The organism is Mycolicibacterium diernhoferi (genome assembly GCF_019456655.1).
GTDB lineage: Bacteria > Actinomycetota > Actinomycetes > Mycobacteriales > Mycobacteriaceae > Mycobacterium > Mycobacterium diernhoferi.
Genome location: NZ_CP080332.1, coordinates 4,560,897 through 4,580,598, shown reverse-complemented (window position 1 = coordinate 4,580,598; position 19,702 = coordinate 4,560,897). Strand labels below are relative to the sequence as shown.

Here is a 19,702-nt window from a genome sequence, read left to right as displayed (position 1 = left end):
ATTCGGGCGGGTCCGTACCGTCGGGCAGATCCTTGATCTGTCCGATCACGCCGATCTCCCCGATGACGAAGCTGATGTCCGAGTACCGCTCTGATCGACCCGCGCCCGCGGCTCCCCGGCTGACCGGAGGGGCCGGTTCAGCGAACCCCTGGCACGCCCTGTGGGCGATGCTGATCGGGTTTTTCATGATCCTCGTCGACTCCACCATCGTGGCCGTCGCCAACAAGCGGATCATGGAGGTGTTCAACACCGACTACGACGGTGTCATCTGGGTGACCAGCGCCTATCTGCTCGCCTACGCCGTCCCGCTGCTGGTGGCCGGCCGGCTCGGCGACCGGTTCGGGCCCAAGAACCTGTACCTGATCGGGTTGGCCGTGTTCACCGCCGCCTCGCTGTGGTGCGGGCTGGCCGGGTCGATCGAGATGCTGATCGCGGCGCGGGTGGTGCAGGGGTTCGGCGCCGCGCTGCTGACCCCGCAGACGCTGTCGCTGATCACCCGGATCTTCCCGGCCGCCGGGCGCGGTGTGGCGATGAGCGTGTGGGGTGCGACCGCGGGCGTCGCGACGCTGGTCGGCCCGATCGCCGGTGGCCTGCTGGTCGACGGGCTGGGCTGGCAGTGGATCTTCTTCGTCAACGTCCCGATCGGCATCATCGGCCTGGGACTGGCGTACTGGTTGGTGCCGGCACTGCCCACCACGAACCACCATTTCGACATCCTCGGGGTGGCGCTGTCGGGTCTGGCGATGTTCCTGATCGTGTTCGGGCTGCAGGAGGGTCAGTCGCACGACTGGGCGCCGTGGATCTGGGCGGTGCTGGCCACCGGGGCCGCGCTCATGGTGGTGTTCGTCTACTGGCAGTCGGTCAACCCGCGCGAGCCGCTCATCCCGTTGGGCATCTTCGCCGACCGCGACTTCACGTTGTCCACCGTCGGCGTGGCGGTCATCAGCTTCGCCGTCACCGCGATGATCCTGCCGGTGATGTTCTTCGCCCCGATCGTGGCGGGACTGTCCTTCACCCGTTCGGCGCTGCTGACCGCGCCGATGGCGATCGCCTCCGGCGCGCTGGCCCCGCTGGTCGGCCGGATCGTCGACCGCGCCCATCCCGCACCCATCATCGGATTCGGGTTCTCCATGCTGGCCATCGGGCTGACGTGGCTGTCCATCGACCTGACGCCGGCCACCCCGATCTGGCGGCTGGTGCTGCCGCTGATCTTCATGGGCGTCGGCATGGCGTTCGTCTGGTCGCCGCTGGCGGCGACCGCCACCCGCAACCTGCCCCCGGAGTCGGCGGGCGCCGGTTCCGGGGTGTACAACACCACCCGGCAGGTCGGCGCGGTGCTCGGCAGCGCGGCCATGGCCGCGTTCATGACCAGCCGGATCGGCGCGGAACTGTCCGCTGCGGGGGCGCCGGTGCGCGGCGAGGGGCCGGTCCCCGAGCTGCCGCGCTTCCTGTTCGGCCCGTTCTCCGAGGCCTTGTCGCAATCCCTGCTGCTGCCGGCCTTCGTCGCGCTGTTCGGGGTGGCGGGCGCGATCTTCCTGCGTGGGTTCGCCACGCCCTCGGCCCCGGTGCCGGCGCGGGTCCCGCCCGTCGAGGAACAGCATTCCCTCGACGAAACCTGGGACGAAGAGGACGACTACATCGAGTACACCGTCGACTGGGAGCCCGTGCTCCCTGCCGCGGACCCGCCCACCGACATCGTCCGGGCAGTCACCGACGACCCGATCACCGACCGGATCTACGACCACGTCGAGCATCCGCTGCACGCCCCGGCCGAGGTCTGGCATCCGGGCCCGGTGGAGACCTGGTCACACCCCACCGAGGAACCGGAACCGGAACCGGAACCCGAACCGGAGCCGGCCTGGCGCGGCATGCTCGACGATTGGCTGGGCCCGCAGCAGCAACAGCCGGTCCGCACCGGATTCCACAGCGATCAGCAGGGCTGGCTGCAGCCGACGGAACCGCCGGCCTCGGTCACCGAGGATGACCTGCCCGCGGGCTCGCATACCCGCCGGACCCGCGGCCGGCACTCCCGCGGCGACTGACCCTCAGATCCGCCCGTTGGCCCGCAGTGTCTGCAGCGCCCGCAACGTCACCAGCCCACGCCACTCGGTGGACTGCGCGGGGGCCCATGCGGCCCAGTCGAAGAGCCAACCGCCGTCGTCCTGCTGGCCGGCCGCCAACGCGTCGAGTCCGGTCTCGATCTGCTCGGTGCTGAACAGCGCGCGACTGCGCAGACCGGGTTGCGGGGAGAGCGTCAGCGCGGACAGCGCCTCGTCGGGCGTGCCGCCCTGTACCGGCACCGAACCGTCGGGGCGCACCAGCGGCCGCAGCGTCTCGATCACCCGCGCCGCGCGGTCGGCGTCGGCGGCCCGGTCCAGAAAAGACAACGCGAACTTCAGCGTGTAACCACCGAGATTGCCGACGTCCTCGGTTCTGCGCCAGCACCAGTGCGTGGCCGCCCGGAGCCACGTCGAATCGTCCCCGGCCGCACCGAGCAGCGCGGCCAGGCCGAAGGTGAGGTGCGAACCGCCGATGGGCGCCATCCACGGGGCCGTCGGGTAGTCGGCCGAGCCGGCCAACGCGAACGGCACACCCCCGTCGGCGTCGGCCACCGCGGTGACCCAGTCCGATACGGCGGCCAGCGGATGGGACAGCGCGCCGACCTCGTCGAGGACCTCCAGGGCGTGCAGGGTCGAGGTCGTCTCGCTGTTGGGCCCGCGGACATCGGGCTCCAGTGCGTGACCATAACCGCCGTCGGGATTGCGATATGCGGCAAGGGCTTTCAGCACCGGCTCGACCGGGCCGTCGTCCAGCAGCGCGGCCATGCGGTGCCGGTCCAGCAGCCGGGCGGACAGGTAGATGAAGCGACGCGCGGCGGGAACGTCGATAGCCATACCTGCGAGGCTAGGCCGCCGGCTCTCAGCCGAACAGCACAGCCGGGTTGAGATATCCGCTCGGATCGAGCGCGGCCTTGACCGCGCGCATCGCCGCGATGTCGGCCTCGGTGCGGGCCATCGACAGGTAGTCCCTTTTGCGGGTGCCCACCCCGTGCTCGGAGCTGACGTTGCCGCCGTGCTCGGCGATCAGCGCCATCATCGCCGAGTACAGCGCATGCTCGGCGTCCCCGTCCAGCGCGCACCGCACCAGGTTCAGATGCAGATTGCCCTCACCGATGTGACCGAACAGCACCGGAATCGCCTCCGGGGCGTGCCCGGCGACGAGATCCACCGCAGCGCCGGCGAACCCGGGGATCGCGGCCAGCGGCAGCGACACATCGAATTTGAGCGGCGGCCCGTAGGCGCCCAGCACCTCGCCGACGGATTCGCGGACCTGCCACAGTCGCTGGGAGGCGACGGCGTCCATGCCGACCGCCGGTTCGGCGGCCAGATCGGCGTCCTCGAGCGCCGCGGCGAGGCTCTCGGTGTGGTCGGTGTCGCCGGCGAGTTCGATCAGCAGCATCCAGGCCCCGGTCACCGGGGCCGCGATGCCCAGGTGTTCGGCGGTCAGCACCGCGGCGCGGGCGTCGATGAGTTCCAGCGCGGCGATCCCGTCGGCGTCGCGAAACCGGCGTCCCACGCTGATCAGCGCGTCCAGGTCGGCGAAACCGGCCACCGCGGTCACCCGGTGCGCGGGCACCGGATGCAGCCGCAGATCGAGTGCGGTGAGGACGCCGAGGGTGCCCTCGGCGCCGACGAACAACGAGGTCAGGTCGTAACCGGTGTTGTCGCGGCGGACCTCGCTGTGCCGCCGCAGCACTGTCCCGTCCGGCAGCGCCACGTCCAGCCCGATGACCTGTTCGCCCATGTTGCCGTAGCGCACCGTGCGCAGACCGCCGGCGTTCGTGGAGGCCATGCCGCCCACCGTCGCGGAATCCCGGGCGGCCAGGTCGACCCCGAACAGCAGCCCGGCCTCGCCCGCGGCGCGCTGCACGGCGGCCAGGGTCGCCCCGGCGCCCACCCGCACCCGGCGCTCGACGGTGTCGACCGCCTCGATGGCGGTGAGGCGCTCGGTGGACAACAGCACATCCTGGCGTTCGGGCACGGTGCCCGCCACCAGGGAGGTGCGCCCGCCCTGCACCGTCACATACGCCCCGGCGTCGCGGCAGGCGCGCAGCACCGCGGCCACCTCATCGGCCGAGCCGGGGCGCACCAGCGCGCCGGCGGTGCCGCGGTAGCGCCCGGTGTAATCGACCGCGCGGCCGGCCAGCACATCGGGATCGGTGCTCACCTGGCTTGCGCCGACGATCGCGGCGAGCGCCCCGATCAGCGCAGCGGACGGCGGTTCGGTCACCCCGGTGGTGTATCACATGCGGTGAGCGCGAGGAACGCGCCGAGGTCGATCAGCCCGTCCGGCTGGCCGGGCAGGTAGTCGGTGAGCTGCGCGGAGCGCACCAGCACCGCCGCGTACTTGGCGCGGCTGATCGCGACGTTGAGGCGATTGCGGTTCAGCAGGAAGCCGATCCCGCGCGGGACGTCGTCGATCGAGGACGCGGTCATGGACACGAACACCACCGGGGCCTGCCGGCCCTGGAACTTGTCGACGGTGCCGACCTGCACATCGGGCAGTCCGGCCGCGTCGAGGCGGCGGCGCAGCAGAACCACCTGTGCGTTGTAGGGCGTCACCACAAGAATATGGCGCTGCGCCAGCGCGACGGTGCCGTCCTCGTCGGTCCACGGGGTGTCCAGCAGCGCGCCGATCTCGGCGATGATCGCATCGGCTTCCTCGGGGCTCTCCGTCGAATTACCGCTGTGCTCGACGGCCAGCACCCGCACGCCGGGCGCGACCCCGTCCAGACGCCGTGCGGCACTGACCTTCTCATAGGGTTGCAGCCGGCCGTCGTAGGACAGTCGGGACACCGGCCGGCACACGGCGGGATGCATCCGGAAGGACACCTCCAGGAAATACCCGCGTTCGGGCGGCAGCGTGTGGTGGCCTTCGACCAGCCAGCCCAGCGCGGACTCGTTGACCGGCTCCGGGTGGGTGCCCTGACTGACCTGGGGCAGTTGCTGCGGGTCGCCGAGCAGCAGCAGGTTGCGCGCCGCGGATGCCACCGCGATGGTGTTGGCCAGGTTGAACTGCCCGGCCTCCTCGACCACCAGCAGGTCGAGGCTCTGCCGGGGCACCCGGCCGTCGTTCGCGAAATCCCATGCGGTGCCGCCGATCACGCAGCCGCCGTCTTCGGCGATGAAGGCCGGGTAGTCCTTCTCGGCGACCTGGCTCCACGCCACGCCGTCGCGGGCCTTCTTCTTGCCGACCCGCGCCGCGTCGGCCCCGGCGGCGACCACCCCGTCGAGCAGGTTCTCCACCACGGCGTGCGACTGCGCCACCACGCCGACCCGCCAGCCGTGCTCGTCGACCAGTCCGGCGATCACCTTCGCCGAGGTGAACGTCTTGCCGGTGCCGGGCGGCCCGTGCACGGCGAGATACGAGCCATCCAGGTCCAGCAGTGCGGCGGTGATGGCCTCGGCGTTGTCGGCCGGGGACTGCGGGCGGGGCAGCGGGGCGCCGCTGCGCGTGCGCGGTGCCCGGCGCAGCAGCACATCGGTCACCGCGTCGGCGGGCAGGGCGGGCAGGGCGGCGGCGATCACGGCCGCGGTGGCCTCGATGGAAACCTGTAGCGGCCGGGTGTTGATCGGCGGGCCGGGGGCCAGCGCGAACGGCAACTGCTCGAACACCTCGCCGTCCTTGGGTTGGCGCTCACAGATGAGCACCGCGGTGGGCACCTCGGGGTCATCGCATTCCAGCACCGCCACCGAGCCGAACGCGCGGCGGTCCGGGTCGTCGGACAGGCCGGCCGGTGCGGGCGGGTCGTAGAGCGCGTACATGTCATGGGCGAGTTCACCATTGGCCAACTCGCCGGTCAGCCGCACGTGCCGTTGCGGCTTGCGGGCGCGCGGCGGCTGATGCCAGTCGTTGACCACCTCGGCGGCATCGGCGACGAAAACACCGGAGTTGTCCGACCATTCGTCGACCGGGTTGTTCACCCGGTCGAAGTGGCTCCACCAGAACGGTTTATCTTCGCGTTTGTGGAATCCGCGTGCCGCGGCGATCATCGCGACCGCGCTCTGCTCGACCGTGCGTTCCTCGACCCCGTCACCGGCGAACTTCATCAGCTTGCGGTGCAGAGCGTCGGATACCTCTGCGGCGCCGCCGGGTTCGGCAAGGCGCACCGGCTGAGGGCCACGCGGCGGCACCTCGGATTCGATGGCGCGGGCGACCATCCAGTCCCGCAGCCGGCGGGTCGACCGGCAGTCGTAGCGGTTGTAGTCCTCGATCTCCTTGAGCACCACCTCCGCATCGTCGATACGGCCCTGCTCCCGCAACGCGCAGTAGCGGGCGTACTGGGTGATCGAGTCGGTGGCGGTGGTGACCTCACCGTTGCGCAACTCGTTGCCCATGTAGAGCGGTTCCAGGTACTTGATGCTGTAGCTCTCGGTACCCACCCGAATGCTCTTGCGCACCAACGGGTACAGATCGACGAGCACCCCGTTGCGCAGCAGGTCGTCCACCGCGTCCTCGCCGACGCCGTAGCGGCCGGCCAGCCGCAGCAGCGTGCTCTTCTCATACGCGGCGTAGTGGTAGATGTGCATCCGCGGGTAGCGCCTGCGCCGCTTGCGCACCATGTCCAGGAAGTCGATGAGGGCCTGGCGTTCACTGGCCCGGTCGTGCGCCCAGTACGGGGTGAACTCGTCGTTGACGGTCAGTACGCCCCACAGGTATTCCAGGCCCCACTCGTGGCCGTTGACCGTCCACAGCGGGTCGCCCTCGAAATCGAAGAACAGATCACCCTTGTCGGCGTCTGGCAACACCATCAGCGGCTGCGGGTCGACGACCTCGAACGGCGGCCGGCCGTCCACCCGGTCGGCGATCTGCAGCCGGGCCTGACCGGTCAGGGCGGCGACGGTGCGCCTGGGCAGCTCGGGGACGGGCCCGGTGTGGGCGGCCAGCTCGTGCACGGTGGTGATGCCGGCGTCGAGCAGCCGGGCGCGCTGGCTGGTCCGCATGCCGGCGACCAGCAGCAGATCGTCGGTCTCCTTGACCTGGACGCTGCATTCCGGGCAGCGGAAGCAGGCCCGCACCCGCTCGTCGGCCCAGGACACCGGGGCGCCGCCGGCCAGGTGCTCGTCGAACAGGCGTTGCAGCGCGGCGCGGCGCGGCAGGTACACCGGCAGCAACTCGTCGACGCGGTAACTGGAGACCGCGCCGTCGCCGAGCACCAGGTCGACCTCGTCGGCGACCGGGACCCCCGCGGTGGTCAGGGTGTCGGCGTAGGCGGCCAGCTGCAGCAGCGCCTCCACCTTCACCGATCGGGACAGTTTGGTGTCGCGCAGCCGGTAGCGCTGCCCGTCCGGGCCGGGTTCCAGGGTGAGGAAGTCGGCGAACCCGGCGAACCGGCCGTCGAACATGGCGGCCTGGTAGATCGCGGGGTCACCGCGGCGCACCGCCTCCATGGTCTGGTCGGCGGCGGTGGTCAGCCCGGCCACGGTGTAGGCGGGCCGGCCGATCACCGTGACGTCGGTGCGGGCCCGGATCTCGTCGAGGTGGCGCTGCTCATGGTCCTGGCCGAGGTCGGCGGTGCGGGCCAGCAGATCGTCGTCGGTGCTGACCTTCGGGCCCCAGCCCAGGTGCGCGTCGAAGGAGCGCAGCAGCGCGTATTCGCAACGCGCCGCGGCCGCGAGATCGGAAGCGCTGTAGATGACCCGTCCCTCGGCGACAAACACGCACCCAGGCTAGGGGAGAGGACCGACACCGCGGCCCATCTATCGCGGCCCACCTGATCGTGGCGAAACTCGCGTACCGGTTGCTTTTCCGCGCCGGCGCACGACGGGTACGCGAGTTTCGCCAGCGCAGGGGTGGGGTGTCAGCCGGTGTTGCCGATCAGTTCGACGCCGGCGCCGTTCCACCGGAAGCGCACGACGCTGTCGAGGCCGGGCACCCCGTTGGTGAACTTCAGCGCGACGGTGTCGCCGGTGCTGACGGTCTCGTCGATGTCGTTGAATCCGTAGGTGTCGGGAATCCCGGTGGGGATGAACTTGCCGAGGTGGAACATCACCGCACGGGTGTTGGCGTTGGAGGCGTTGCTGTTGGCCTTGACGATCACGACCGACAGCGGCGCGCACTCGTTGTAGTTGCCCGCCAACGGCTCCGGGTTCCACGGCTGGTTGCTGCGCGGATCCCGCGGCAGCTCGGACACCGCCCGGGCGATCTCGGGCGCGGCAAGGTTCACCGCGCACGGATCGGGTGCCGGCGTCTCGGCAGGCAGGGCCGTCGGCGCGGGGGGCGCGACGCTCTGACTGACCGGTGCAGGCTCGGTGGTGCGCGCGTCGGGGGTCTTGGAGACGGTCGAGTCGCTGGACCCGCAGGAGACCAATGCCAGTGCCAGAAGGGGAGCGGACGCCAGAACTCGAAATCGCAACGCAGGGCACCTCACGAGATCGAACCGTACCCGGCACGGCGATCGGTTCTGGCGTGGCGCCGCACACACTCTAGACTGCTTATGAAATGACGTTGCCTGATGAATCCACCCCCGCTGCCGAGCTGACCTTCGCTGACCTGCAAATTCACCCGGCGGTGCTACAAGCCGTCACCGAGGTCGGCTATGAGTCACCGTCGGCGATCCAGGCGAAGACCATCCCGGCCATCCTGAACGGCTCCGATGTGGTGGGCCTCGCCCAGACCGGAACCGGCAAGACCGCGGCTTTCGCCATCCCGATCCTGTCCAAGATCGACACCACCAGCAAGACCACCCAGGCCCTGGTGCTGGCGCCCACCCGCGAGCTCGCGCTGCAGGTCGCCGAGGCGTTCGGCCGCTACGGGTCGCACCTCAATGTCAACGTGCTGCCGATCTACGGCGGCTCGTCCTACGGCCCGCAGCTGTCCGGCCTGCGCCGCGGCGCACAGGTGGTCGTCGGGACCCCCGGCCGGGTGATCGATCACCTGGAGAAGGGCAGCCTGGACCTCTCGCACCTGGACTACCTGGTGCTCGACGAGGCCGACGAGATGCTGCAGATGGGCTTCGCCGAGGATGTGGAGCGCATCCTCGCCGACACCCCCGAATACAAGCAGGTGGCGCTGTTCTCGGCGACCATGCCGCCGGCCATCAAGAAGATCACCGCCAAGTACCTGCACGATCCCGTCGAGGTCATGGTCAAGTCGAAGACCCAGACGGCCGAGAACATCACCCAGCGTTATTTCCAGGTGTCCTACCCGCGGAAGATGGATGCGCTGACCCGGCTGCTGGAGGTCGAGCAGGGCGACGCGATGATCGTGTTCGTCCGGACCAAGCAGGCCACCGAGGAGGTCGCCGAGAAGCTGCGCGCCCGCGGATTCGCGGCCGCGGCGATCAACGGCGACATCGCCCAGGCCCAGCGTGAGCGCACCATCGCCCAGCTCAAGGACGGGTCGATCGACATCCTCGTCGCCACCGACGTCGCCGCCCGCGGCCTGGACGTCGAGCGGATCTCACACGTGGTGAACTTCGACATCCCGCACGATCCGGAGTCCTATGTGCACCGCATCGGTCGCACCGGCCGCGCGGGTCGCTCGGGCACCGCGTTCCTGTTCGTCACGCCGCGAGAACGCCACCTGCTCAGCTCGATCGAACGGGTCACCCGGCAGAAGCTCGTCGAGTCGCAGCTGCCTTCGGTCGACGATGTGAACGCCCAGCGGGTGGAGAAGTTCCGGGATTCGATCAGTGAGGCGCTCAATGCGCCGGGTGTGGAACTGTTCCGCCGGCTCATCGAGGACTACGAACGCGACAACGACGTGCCGCTGGCCGATATCGCGGCGGCGCTGGCCGTGCAGTCGCGCAACGGTGAGGCCTTCCTGATGACCGAGCCGCCGCCGGAGAAGCGCAAGGAGCGCACCGAGCGGACCCGCGAGGACCGGCCCCCGAACAAGAAGCACAGCACCCGCAGCGATCTGGCGACCTACCGCATCGCCGTGGGCAAGCGGCACAAGGTGGCCCCCGGCGCGATCGTCGGCGCCATCGCCAACGAGGGCGGCCTCAACCGCAGCGACTTCGGGCACATCGACATCCGGGTCGATCACTCGTTGGTGGAGTTGCCCGCGAATCTGCCCCCCAAGGTCTACAAGGCCCTCGAAAAGACCCGTATCCAGGGCATCCTGATCAACCTGCAGCCGGATCGCGGCGGACAGAAGCCCCGCCGCAAGGACTCGTGACGCTGCAACGTGACGTCCAGGGAGGCCTGGAGTCCGTTTCCACCACCGGTCGGGTCGCCGCGCTCACCGGTGTCCGTGCCGTCGCGGCGCTGTTGGTGGTGCTCACCCACGCCGCGTACACCACGGGTAAGTACCCGCAGGGCTACTACGGGCTGACCCTCTCGCGCGCGGAGATCGGGGTGCCGATCTTCTTCGTGCTGTCCGGTTTCCTGTTGTTCCGGCCCTGGGTGAAGGCTTCCGCGGCGGGGCGGTCGGCCCCGTCGGTGCGTCGGTACGCCTGGCACCGGGTGCGCCGGATCATGCCCGCCTATGTGGTGACCGTGCTGGTCGCCTACGCGATCTACCACTTCCGGGAGGCCGGGCCGAACCCCGGCCACACCTGGGAGGGGTTGCTGCGCAACCTGTCTCTGACCCAGATCTACGCCGACAACTACGTCTACTCCTTCCTGCATCAGGGCCTCACCCAGATGTGGAGCCTGGCGGTCGAGGCGGCGTTCTACGTGGCGCTGCCGGCACTGGCCTGGCTGCTGCTGGTGTTGCTGTGCCGGCGTCGTTGGCGTCCGGGTCTGCTGTACCTGGGATTGGCCGTGCTGTTCGCGGTGAGCCCGGCCTGGCTGGCGCTGGTGCACACCACCGACTTCCTGCCCGACGGTGCCCGGCTGTGGCTGCCGACCTATCTGGCCTGGTTCGTCGGCGGGATGCTGCTGGCGGTGCTGGAGACCACCGGCGCCCGGGCCTACGCCCTGGTGTGCATCCCGCTGGCGGTGGTCAGTTATTTCATCGCGTCGACCCCGATCGCGGGGGAGCCCACCACCTCGCCGGCGCTGCTCAGTGAGGCCATCGTCAAGACGATCTTCTATGCGGCCATCGCGACCCTGATCGTGGCGCCGCTGGCGCTGCCCGGGCCGACCCGGGCGGGGGACCGGTCCTGGTACTCGCGGCTGCTGGCCAGCCGGCCGATGGTGTTCCTCGGTGAGATCTCCTACGAGATCTTCCTGATCCACCTGATCGTCATGGAGCTGGTGATGGTGGAGGTGCTGCGCAAGCCGGTCTACACCGGCTCGATGATGGGCCTGTTCATCGCCACCATGGTGGTGACGATTCCGCTCGCCTGGGTGCTGCACCGGTTCACCCGGGTCCGGGGGGAGTGACCACAGTCAGACTCGCATTATTAGGGTAGCCTTACCTGGGTAATGGAGGTGGCTGATGGCTACACGCGGTCTGGAAGGCATGCTCGTCAAACTCTGGCGGGGCGGCGACTACGAACTCACGGTGACCGGCCGAACCGAGATCACCCCGAACTATCTGCGCGTGCACTTCGCCGGGGCCCGGCTGCTCGCCGAGCAGCCGATCCACCCGACGATGTGGATCCGCGGCTGGTTCCCCGATGGCGCGCGCTCACATCAGCGCGGCTACACCCTGGTCAACCCGGACCCCGACGCGGGCACGGTGGACATCGACTTCGCCATGCACGACGGCGTCGCGACCCGCTGGGCGCGGGCCGCCCGGCCCGGTGACGTCCTCGAAGTCACGGTGCTGGGCAGCGATTTCGCCATCCCGGCGCCGGCTCCGGCCGGATACGTCATCGTCGGTGACGCCGCCTCGCTGCCGGCGATCAACTCGCTGCTGGACGCGATCGGTGATGCACCGGCGCGGGTGTTCCTGGAGTCCGCGCACGACGACGACCGCGAATTGCCCACCGTCCGCGACGATGTCACCTGGGTGGACCGGGCGGACAACGGTGGTGCGCTCGTCGATGCGGTGGCCGCAGCGGCATTCGAGGCCACCGATCACTTCGGTTGGGTGGCGTGCGACAACCGCACCACCCGCGAGGTGGCCCGGGTACTGCGCGAGGACTACAAGATCCCGCGGCGTGCGGTGAAGGCGCGCGCCTACTGGGCGGCCTGAGATTGGTCTGTACGCACGGACGGGGCGACGTGCGGCGCCACGAACCTCTCCAGCATGAGGCGTTCCTCGCCGTCATCGCGACCGGGGAACTGCAGCAACGAGATCAGCACCCGCACCAGCCAGCGCGCCCGTAACTCCAGTTCGGTCCCGTCGCCCAGCGACGCCAGGAACGCCTGCACCAGCGTCGCGATGACCTCCGAGCGTTCGGCCAACTCGGCGCCTATCGGCCGGGTGGTGCTGGCGAACCACGATGCCAGGGCCGGGTTTTCACGGACCTTGTGCAGGGCGGCCAGCGCGCCCTCGACGACGCGGCGGCCCGGGTCGGTGACGCCGGCCAGTTGACTGCCGATCTCGGCGAACACCCGGTGGGTCTCCCGGTGCACGTACGCGCTGAACAGCACATCGCGGTTTTCGAAGTACCGGTACAGCGTCGCCCGGGAACACCCTGCGGCGGAAGCGATGTCGTTCATCCCGACGGAAGCGGCGTCGCGCCGGGTGAACAGCTCGGCGGCCGCGTCCAGGATGCGTTCGGCGGCGGCCTCGGTGCGCCGCTCGGCCAGCCAGTCGGCGCCCACTAGGTCCTCACGGTGAACGGCACCGACAACGGCCGTCGTACATAGCTGCCGCCGGCCCATACGATGTGGTCCTCGTCGATCTCGAAATCCGGTATCCGGGTGAGCAATTCCTCCAGCGCCACCCGGGACTGCATGCGGGCCGCGGCGGCGCCCAGGCAGTGATGCGCACCGTGGCTGAAGGTCAGGATGTTGCGCGGCCGGCGGGTGACGTCGAGGTCGGCGGCGTCGGGCCCGTACTGGCGCTCGTCGCGATTGCCGGAGCCGTACAGCAGCAGCACCCGGCGGCCCTCCGGAATCACGGTGCCGGCCACCGTGACATCGCGGGTGGCGGTGCGGGCCAATCCCTGCACCGGCGAGGTGAGCCGGAGGAACTCGTCGACCGCGTCCGGGATCAGCCCTGGATCGTCGACCAGCTTGCGGCGCTGATCGGGGCTGCGGTGCAGCAATTGCACCGTGCCGCCCAGCATTCCGGTGCTGGTGTCGTTGCCGCCGGTCACCATGGTGAAGGTGAACGCGAGGATGGACAGCACGCCCGCGATATCGCCGTCGGCGCCCACCCCGGCCGCCACCAGATGCGACACCGTGTCGTCGGCCGGTTCGACGCGGCGGCGTTCGATGAGCGCGGTGAAGTAGGACATCATCCCGCCGAGCGCATCGCCGAGCGTCTCCAGCGCCCCGCCGATCCCACCCTCGGCGGTATTGGCGGCCACGATCGCGTCGGTCCATCCGTCGAACCGATCGCGGTCCTGCTCGGGTACGCCGAGGTAGTGCGCCACCACCATGGACGGCAGCGGTTTGAACAATTCGGCCACGATGTCCCCGCCGCCGTTGGCGCGGATCGCCTCGATCCGTTCCACCACGAACTCGCGGACCTTCGGCTCGACCGATTCCACCTGCCGGGGCGTGAATCCCCGCGACACCAGCTTGCGGAACTCGGTGTGCACCGGGGGATCCTGCATGACCATCGGCGGATTGTCGGCCAGCCCGATCATCTCCAGTTCGCCGTAGTTGACGGTCAGACCCTGGGCCGAGGAGAACGTCTGATGGTCGCGGGCCGCGGCCCAGATGTCGGCGTGCCTACTCATCACGTAGTAGTCATGGGCGGAGTCGCCGGTGACGACGTGGTGCACCGGGTCGTGGTCGCGCAGCGCGCGGTACATGCCGAACGGGTCGGGCCAGGTTTCTGCGCTACCCAGCCGGAACACCGGCTCCGAGTCATGAGACATCTGCGTCGTCATGTCTCATGAGTACGACACTCTTGGCTAACTGTCAATAGAGGCCGGCCGGCCGGCGCCGCACAGCGTCAACGGCCCCGGCTCGTGCGGCCGCTGCACCGCGGCACCGGCACCCGCGAGACACCGCTGATCACCGGTCTCGGCGGCCGAGCGCGGCAACTCCCCGAGCACCGCCTCGCGGCGGACCAATGGGGCATTGCCGGTCAGCACCAGCACCACGGCGAACCCGTCATGATCACCGGTCGTGGTGGACGCGGTGTTGTAGGCGTTCTCCAGCGGCACCAGCCCGCCGTAGGTGGCCTGACCGCTGGAGATCAGCTGTTGTACCAACGCGTCCCGGGCCTGGTTGGACGAGACGTAGACGTGGCCGGGCAGCAGCCCGGAGAAACCCACCTTCTCGGTGCTGAACGCGCCGGTCCACACGTACCCGGCCTCGGTCTGCATCGGGGCGGGACCGAACAGCCGGCCGTGATCGTTGGGGAACAGGAAGAAATTGTTGGAGTAGGCCAGCAGCGGCCCGGTCGGCTTCTGCCCGTAGGTCGCACCGTCGATGCGGCCCCGGAAGCCGAAACTGTGCAGATACTGCGCCGGGAAACCGGACCGCAGCATCGCATTGTTGACATTGCGCGCGGCCTGCCCGGGCGTCGTCGAATGCGGGTCCACGATGATGACATTGACGGCCTCCAGCAGCGTCTTGCCGCCGACGCGTTTGCCGCCCCAGTTCGCGATCTGGCCGCCCGCCTTCAACATCCACTTCCCGATCTCGCCGTACGGCGTCGGGGCCGCATCGGCCGGGGACGGGGTCGGGGGTGCCGCCTCGGCGGTGACCGCGGCTTCGGCCCGCTGCACTGCGGCACCGGTTTCCGGTGCCGGGTCCGCATCGGCTCGAGCCGACGCCGTCCGCAGCCCCGGTCGGCGGATCTCGGTGGCCGCGGCACGCAGATCGGCGCGGGAGCGGGATTCACGCACCGACAACGGCCCGGACGGACGGGTCTTGGGTTTGCGCAGTGAGTTCGGTGCGCTGTCCGCAGCGTCCCGCGCGGTGGCCGATCCGGTCCCCGATGGGGCCGACGAGGATGACGACTCCTGCGAGCTTGCACTCGTCGTCCCACTGTCCGCGGGACCCTTGGCGGATGCCACGCCCGCCCCGGCCAGGGCGGTGCCACCGACCAGGACCGCGCAGATCCAGATCCGAACCGCCAGAGACCTGGCATACCTCGTGTCGCGTCTCTTCGCAGCCATCACGTCCATCCCCTTTGACGGAGTGGACCCCGCCCGTCCGAGTGATCTACGGCACAGGGAGCTTAGCTGTGCGAACGGCTCCGTGTCTGTCCGTCGCTCACCTGACCACCCGCCCGAAAGGCAAGTAAGGCTAACCTTGCTCAGAACGTCGAAGCATCTGCTGGACAGAAAAGGGGGAACGCCGATGGCACGCGGACTCCAGGGCGTGATGATGCGCGGTTTCGGGGCGCGGGATCACCAGGTCACGGTGTTGGGCACCGAGCGGCTGGCTCCGCACTGCCTGCGTATCCGCATGGTCTCACCCACGGTGTTCGAGGACTCGAACACCGACCCGACCTCATGGCTGCGGTTCTGGTTCCCCGACCCCGAGGGCAGCGACACCGAATTCCAGCGGGCCTACACCCTGGTGGACGCCGATCCACGAACCGGGCACTTCGCCGTCGACGTCCTGTTGCACGAACCGGCCGGGCCGGCGTCGGTCTGGGCGGCGACCGTGCAACCGGGGGCGACCATCGCCGTCATGGTGATGGGGTCGCGCGGATTCTCGGTGCCCGAGGCCCCCGAGGACCGGCCGGCCGGCTACCTGCTGATCGGTGACGGCGCTTCGCAGCCCGCCATCAACAGCATCATCGGGGCTGTCCCGCACGACATCCCGATCGAGGTCTATCTCGAGCAGCACCACGAGGACGATGTGCTGCTGCCGCTCGCCGAACATCCCCGGCTCAGGGTGCACCGGGTGCCGCGCGAGGACGAGGCGTCGCTGGCCGCCGCCATCGAAACCCGTGACTGGTCCAACTGGTACGCGTGGGCCGGACCGGAGGCCGGTGCCCTCAAGCACCTGCGCACCCGGCTGCGCGACGAGTTCGGCTTCCCCAAACAGGAGATCCACGCCCAGGCCTACTGGACCGAGGGCCGTGCCATGGGCAGCAAGCGCGGCGACGAGAAGGCCGGCGAGAAGAAGGCGCAGGCGCCCAAGCCGAACACCACGCCCAAACCGAAGGACACGGCTGCGCCGGCGCCCGCGAAAACCGCTGCCTCCGCTGCACCGTCGGGGACCTGGCGCGCGCAGGCCGCCGGCCGGTTGCTGGCGCCGCTGAAGAAGAAACTGATCATCTCCGGGGTGTTGCAGGCGCTGATCACCCTGATCGAACTCGCCCCGTTCGTGCTGCTGGTCGAGTTGGCCCGGCTGCTGCTCATCGGTGCCGACGCGGACCGGTTGTGGGACCTCGGGATCGCCGCCGTCGCCCTGCTGGGCACCGGCACCTTCCTGACCGCCGCGCTGGCATTCTGGCTGCACCGGGTCGACGCGCATTTCGCCCGCGAACTCCGCGGCCAACTGCTGACCAAGATGTCCCGACTGCCGCTGGGCTGGTTCACCGCCCGCGGGTCGGGATCGATAAAACAGCTCGTCGCCGACGACACCCTGTCCCTGCATTACCTGATCACGCACGCCATCCCGGACGCGGTGGCCGCGGTCATCGCGCCCGTCGCGGTGCTGGTCTACCTGTTCATCGTCGACTGGCGCATCGCGCTGGCCCTGTTCGGCCCGGTGCTGGCCTACCTGGTGCTGATGTCGGTGATGTCGATCCAGTCCGGCTCCAAGATCGTCGCCGCGCCGCGCTGGGCCGAGCGGATGAACGGCGAGGCCGGCGCCTACCTCGAAGGCCAGCCGGTGGTGCGGATCTTCGGCGGGGCCGCCTCCTCGAGTTTCCGCAACCGGCTCGACGAGTACATCGGCTTCCTGGTCGACTGGCAGCGCCCGTTCGTCGGCAAGAAGACCCTGATGGACCTGGTGACCCGGCCGACCACCTTCCTCTGGCTGATCATGGTCGTCGGCACCCCGCTGATCGTCAGCGGGCGGATGGACCCGGTCGATCTGCTGCCGTTCCTGTTGCTGGGCACCACCTTCGGCGCCCGGCTGCTGGGCATCGGCTACGGCCTGGCCGGCATCCAGGGCGGCATGCTGGCCGCCCGGCGGGTGCAGAGCGCGCTCGACGAACCCGAACTCACGGTGCGCGACCAGACCCGGCCCGCCACCGAGGACGGCACCGTGGTGTTCTCCGGCGTCACCTTCGGCTACCGCCCCGAGGTCCCGGTCATCAAGAACATCGACCTGACCCTGCGGCCGGGCACGGTGACCGCGCTGGTCGGGCCGTCCGGGTCGGGCAAGTCCACGCTGGCCGCGCTGCTGGCCCGGTTCCACGATGTGCAGCAGGGCGCGATCACCGTCGGCGGTGCCGACATCCGCGCGCTGACCGCCGACGAGCTGTACCGTCGAATCGGCTTCGTGCTGCAGGAGACTCAGCTGGTGCACGGCACCGCCGCCGAGAACATCGCGCTGGCCCGCCCGGACGCCGACGCCGACGCCATCACCGCCGCGGCCACCGACGCGCAGATCCACGAACGCATCCAACGGCTGCCCGACGGCTACGAGACGGTGCTCGGCGCGGGCTCCGGACTGTCCGGCGGCGAGCGGCAACGCCTGACCATCGCCCGGGCCATCCTCGCCGACACCCCGGTCCTGATCCTCGACGAAGCCACCGCTTTCGCCGACCCGGAGTCGGAATACCTTGTCCAGCAGGCGTTGAACCGCCTGACCCGGGACCGCACCGTGCTCGTCATCGCGCACCGGCTGCACACCATCACCCACGCCGACCAGATCGTGGTGCTCGACGACGGCGAGATCGCCGAGCTCGGCACCCACGACCAACTGCTGGCCGCCGACGGGCGCTACCGCGCGCTGTGGCAGTCCGGTACGGCGCCGGCCGGTCAGGAGGCGCTCCGATGATCCGCACACTGCTGGCCCTCATCCCCGACGACCGGCGCGGCCGGGTGTGGCTCTACACCGTGCTCACCGTCGCATCGGTGCTGCTGCGCGCCGTCGGCGTCGTGCTGCTGGTGCCGCTGGTGGCCGCGTTGTTCAGCGGCACCCCGGCCGACGCGTGGCCCTGGCTCGGCTGGCTGACCGTGCTGACCGTCGCCGGCTGGGTGGTCGACACCAGCACCGCGCGGCTGGGTTTCGACATCGGGTTCGCGGTGCTCGACAGCACCCAGCACGATATGGCCGACCGGCTGCCGAACATCCGGTTGGACTGGCTGACCCACGAGAACACCGCGACCACGCGGCAGGCGATCGCCGCGACCGGGCCCGAAATCGTGGGCCTGGTGGTGAATCTGCTGACCCCGCTGATCGGTGCGGTGCTGCTGCCCGCGGCCATCGCGGCGGCGCTGCTGGTGGTGTCGGTGCCGCTCGGGCTGGCGGCCTTCGCCGGTGTGGTGGTGCTGCTCGGCGCGCTGTGGCTGTCCGGGCGGCTGACCCGCACCGCGGACCACCGCGCAGGGGAGGCCAACAGCGCCTTCACCGAACGTCTCATCGAGTTCGCGCGCACCCAGCAGGCGCTGCGGGCGGCGCGGCGCGTCGAACCGGCCCGCAGCCTGGTGGGTGGTGCGCTGGCGGCCCAGCACGGGGCCAGCCTGCGCCTGCTGACCATGCAGATCCCCGGGCAGCTGCTGTTCAGCCTGGCCAGCCAGCTCGCCCTGATCGTCTCCGCGGGCGCCACCACGTTGCTGACCGTGCGCGGGGAACTCGCGGTGCCCGAAGCCATTGCGCTGATCGTCGTCATCGCCCGCTACCTCGAGCCGTTCTCGGTGCTCAGCGACCTGTCCGGTGCGTTGGAGTCCACCCGCGCGACGCTGGCCCGCATCCAGCAGGTGCTCGATGCCCCCACCCGCTCGGCCGGGGCCGCGGCGCTGCCGGATCCCGCTGCGGCACCGCGCATCACCTTCGAGGACGTCACCTTCGGTTACGGCGAAGACCCTGTGCTCGACGGGGTCGGCTTCGCCCTGGAGCCGGGCACCACCACCGCCATCGTCGGACCGTCCGGATCGGGCAAGAGCACCATCCTGGGCCTGATCGCCGGGCTGCACGAACCCGACCACGGCCGGGTGCTGTTCGGGGACGTCGACCTGGCGACGCTGGACCCGGACGCCCGCCGGGCCGCGGTCAGCATGGTGTTCCAGCATCCCTACCTGTTCGACGGGTCGCTACGCGACAACATCCTCGTCGGGGACCCGGCCGCGGCCCCGGACACCCTGGCCGGGGCCACCCGGCTGGCGCGGGTGGACGAACTGGCGGCCCGGCTGCCCGACGGCGAGCAGACCTCGGTGGGGGAGGCCGGCTCGGCGCTGTCCGGCGGTGAACGTCAGCGCGTCAGCATCGCCCGGGCGCTGGTGAAACCGGCGCCGGTGCTGCTGGTCGACGAGGCCACCAGCGCGCTGGACACCGAGAACGAATCCGCCGTGGTCGACGCGCTGACCGCCGACCTCCGCCCCCGCACCCGGGTCATCGTCGCGCACCGGCTGGCCAGCATCCGGCATGCCGACCGGGTGCTGTTCGTCGACGGCGGCCGCATCGTCGAGGACGGCACGATCCCCGAACTGCTCGCCGAAGACGGCCCGCACCACCGGTTCCGGGAGTTCTGGAGCCAGCAGCACGCGGCGGCCGACTGGCAGATCACGGGCTGATCCCGGCGATTCCGTCCGCAAACCGGGTTGATTGAG

General features: G+C 70.0%; 13 protein-coding genes. 6 read left to right on the top strand and 7 right to left on the bottom strand.

All coding sequences use genetic code 11. From position 1 onward, the window contains the following. Nucleotides 1-167: 167 nt before the first annotated feature. Entirely contained in the window at nt 168-2,042 is a 1,875-nt protein-coding gene (locus tag K0O62_RS21610) for an MFS transporter (protein ID WP_165637029.1), read from the top strand. 3 nt (nt 2,043-2,045) lie between these two features. Here K0O62_RS21610 and K0O62_RS21605 read toward each other — a convergent pair whose 3' ends face one another. The 4 genes from K0O62_RS21605 to K0O62_RS21590 form a co-directional block, all read right to left on the bottom strand. Continuing rightward, nucleotides 2,046-2,894 carry a hypothetical protein gene (locus tag K0O62_RS21605; protein ID WP_073858359.1) on the bottom strand — a complete coding sequence of 283 codons (849 nt, stop codon included), beginning with the start codon at nt 2,892-2,894 and terminating at the stop codon, nt 2,046-2,048. A gap of 25 nt (nt 2,895-2,919) precedes the next feature. After that, nucleotides 2,920-4,290: an FAD-binding oxidoreductase gene (locus tag K0O62_RS21600; protein ID WP_073858358.1), complete on the bottom strand. Its 1,371-nt coding sequence runs from the start codon at nt 4,288-4,290 to the stop codon at nt 2,920-2,922. Beyond that, the gene (locus tag K0O62_RS21595; RefSeq protein ID WP_073858357.1) at nt 4,287-7,721 is read right to left on the bottom strand and encodes a TM0106 family RecB-like putative nuclease; all 3,435 of its coding nucleotides are present in this window, start codon (nt 7,719-7,721) and stop codon (nt 4,287-4,289) included. Before K0O62_RS21595 ends, K0O62_RS21600 begins: the two co-directional genes overlap by 4 nt. A 140-nt stretch (nt 7,722-7,861) precedes the next feature. Continuing rightward, on the bottom strand, nt 7,862-8,416 hold the full coding sequence (locus K0O62_RS21590) for an LppP/LprE family lipoprotein (protein ID WP_073858356.1): 555 nt from the start codon (nt 8,414-8,416) through the stop codon (nt 7,862-7,864). Nucleotides 8,417-8,502: 86 nt separating this feature from the next. Between K0O62_RS21590 and K0O62_RS21585 the strand changes: the two genes are divergently transcribed. The 3 genes from K0O62_RS21585 to K0O62_RS21575 are packed head-to-tail and all read left to right on the top strand — an operon-like array spanning nt 8,503 to nt 12,090. Beyond that, nucleotides 8,503-10,182 (top strand): DEAD/DEAH box helicase, encoded by a 1,680-nt coding sequence (locus K0O62_RS21585; protein WP_073858355.1) that lies wholly within the window; start codon nt 8,503-8,505, stop codon nt 10,180-10,182. Continuing rightward, a complete protein-coding gene (locus tag K0O62_RS21580) occupies nt 10,179-11,333 on the top strand; it encodes an acyltransferase family protein (protein WP_073858354.1) in 1,155 nt (384 codons plus the stop codon). Before K0O62_RS21585 ends, K0O62_RS21580 begins: the two co-directional genes overlap by 4 nt. 55 nt (nt 11,334-11,388) lie before the next feature. Next, nucleotides 11,389-12,090 (top strand): siderophore-interacting protein, encoded by a 702-nt coding sequence (locus K0O62_RS21575; RefSeq protein WP_073858353.1) that lies wholly within the window; start codon nt 11,389-11,391, stop codon nt 12,088-12,090. Here K0O62_RS21575 and K0O62_RS21570 read toward each other — a convergent pair. Genes K0O62_RS21570 through K0O62_RS21560 form a run of 3 tightly spaced genes read right to left on the bottom strand, consistent with a single transcriptional unit; the run spans nt 12,075 to nt 15,142 of the window. Continuing rightward, nucleotides 12,075-12,665, bottom strand: coding sequence for a TetR/AcrR family transcriptional regulator (locus tag K0O62_RS21570; RefSeq protein ID WP_073858352.1), 591 nt, complete (start codon nt 12,663-12,665; stop codon nt 12,075-12,077). The two genes, K0O62_RS21575 and K0O62_RS21570, sit on opposite strands and share 16 nt — an antisense overlap. After that, nucleotides 12,665-13,903 (bottom strand): cytochrome P450, encoded by a 1,239-nt coding sequence (locus K0O62_RS21565; protein WP_073858351.1) that lies wholly within the window; start codon nt 13,901-13,903, stop codon nt 12,665-12,667. The genes K0O62_RS21570 and K0O62_RS21565 overlap by 1 nt, the downstream gene beginning before the upstream one ends. A 24-nt stretch (nt 13,904-13,927) precedes the next feature. After that, nucleotides 13,928-15,142 (bottom strand): hypothetical protein, encoded by a 1,215-nt coding sequence (locus K0O62_RS21560; protein ID WP_131817448.1) that lies wholly within the window; start codon nt 15,140-15,142, stop codon nt 13,928-13,930. A 184-nt stretch (nt 15,143-15,326) separates the two neighbouring features. On the opposite strand from K0O62_RS21560, the gene K0O62_RS21555 reads away from it, so the two are divergent. Further along, nucleotides 15,327-17,930, top strand: a complete 2,604-nt coding sequence (locus K0O62_RS21555) for an ABC transporter ATP-binding protein/permease (RefSeq protein ID WP_073858349.1) — start codon at nt 15,327-15,329, stop codon at nt 17,928-17,930. Then, nucleotides 17,927-19,666: an ABC transporter ATP-binding protein gene (locus K0O62_RS21550; protein WP_073858348.1), complete on the top strand. Its 1,740-nt coding sequence runs from the start codon at nt 17,927-17,929 to the stop codon at nt 19,664-19,666. The genes K0O62_RS21555 and K0O62_RS21550 overlap by 4 nt, the downstream gene beginning before the upstream one ends. The last annotated feature ends 36 nt before the right edge of the window (nt 19,667-19,702 follow it).

Coding starts and splice junctions, on each gene's coding strand:
- K0O62_RS21610 (WP_165637029.1), top strand. CDS start 168: ATGCTGATCGGGTTTTTCATGATCCTCGTCGACTCCACCATCGTGGCC.
- K0O62_RS21605 (WP_073858359.1), bottom strand. CDS start 2,894: ATGGCTATCGACGTTCCCGCCGCGCGTCGCTTCATCTACCTGTCCGCC.
- K0O62_RS21585 (WP_073858355.1), top strand. CDS start 8,503: ATGACGTTGCCTGATGAATCCACCCCCGCTGCCGAGCTGACCTTCGCT.
- K0O62_RS21575 (WP_073858353.1), top strand. CDS start 11,389: ATGGCTACACGCGGTCTGGAAGGCATGCTCGTCAAACTCTGGCGGGGC.
- K0O62_RS21565 (WP_073858351.1), bottom strand. CDS start 13,903: ATGACGACGCAGATGTCTCATGACTCGGAGCCGGTGTTCCGGCTGGGT.
- K0O62_RS21560 (WP_131817448.1), bottom strand. CDS start 15,142: ATGGCTGCGAAGAGACGCGACACGAGGTATGCCAGGTCTCTGGCGGTT.
- K0O62_RS21555 (WP_073858349.1), top strand. CDS start 15,327: ATGGCACGCGGACTCCAGGGCGTGATGATGCGCGGTTTCGGGGCGCGG.
- K0O62_RS21550 (WP_073858348.1), top strand. CDS start 17,927: ATGATCCGCACACTGCTGGCCCTCATCCCCGACGACCGGCGCGGCCGG.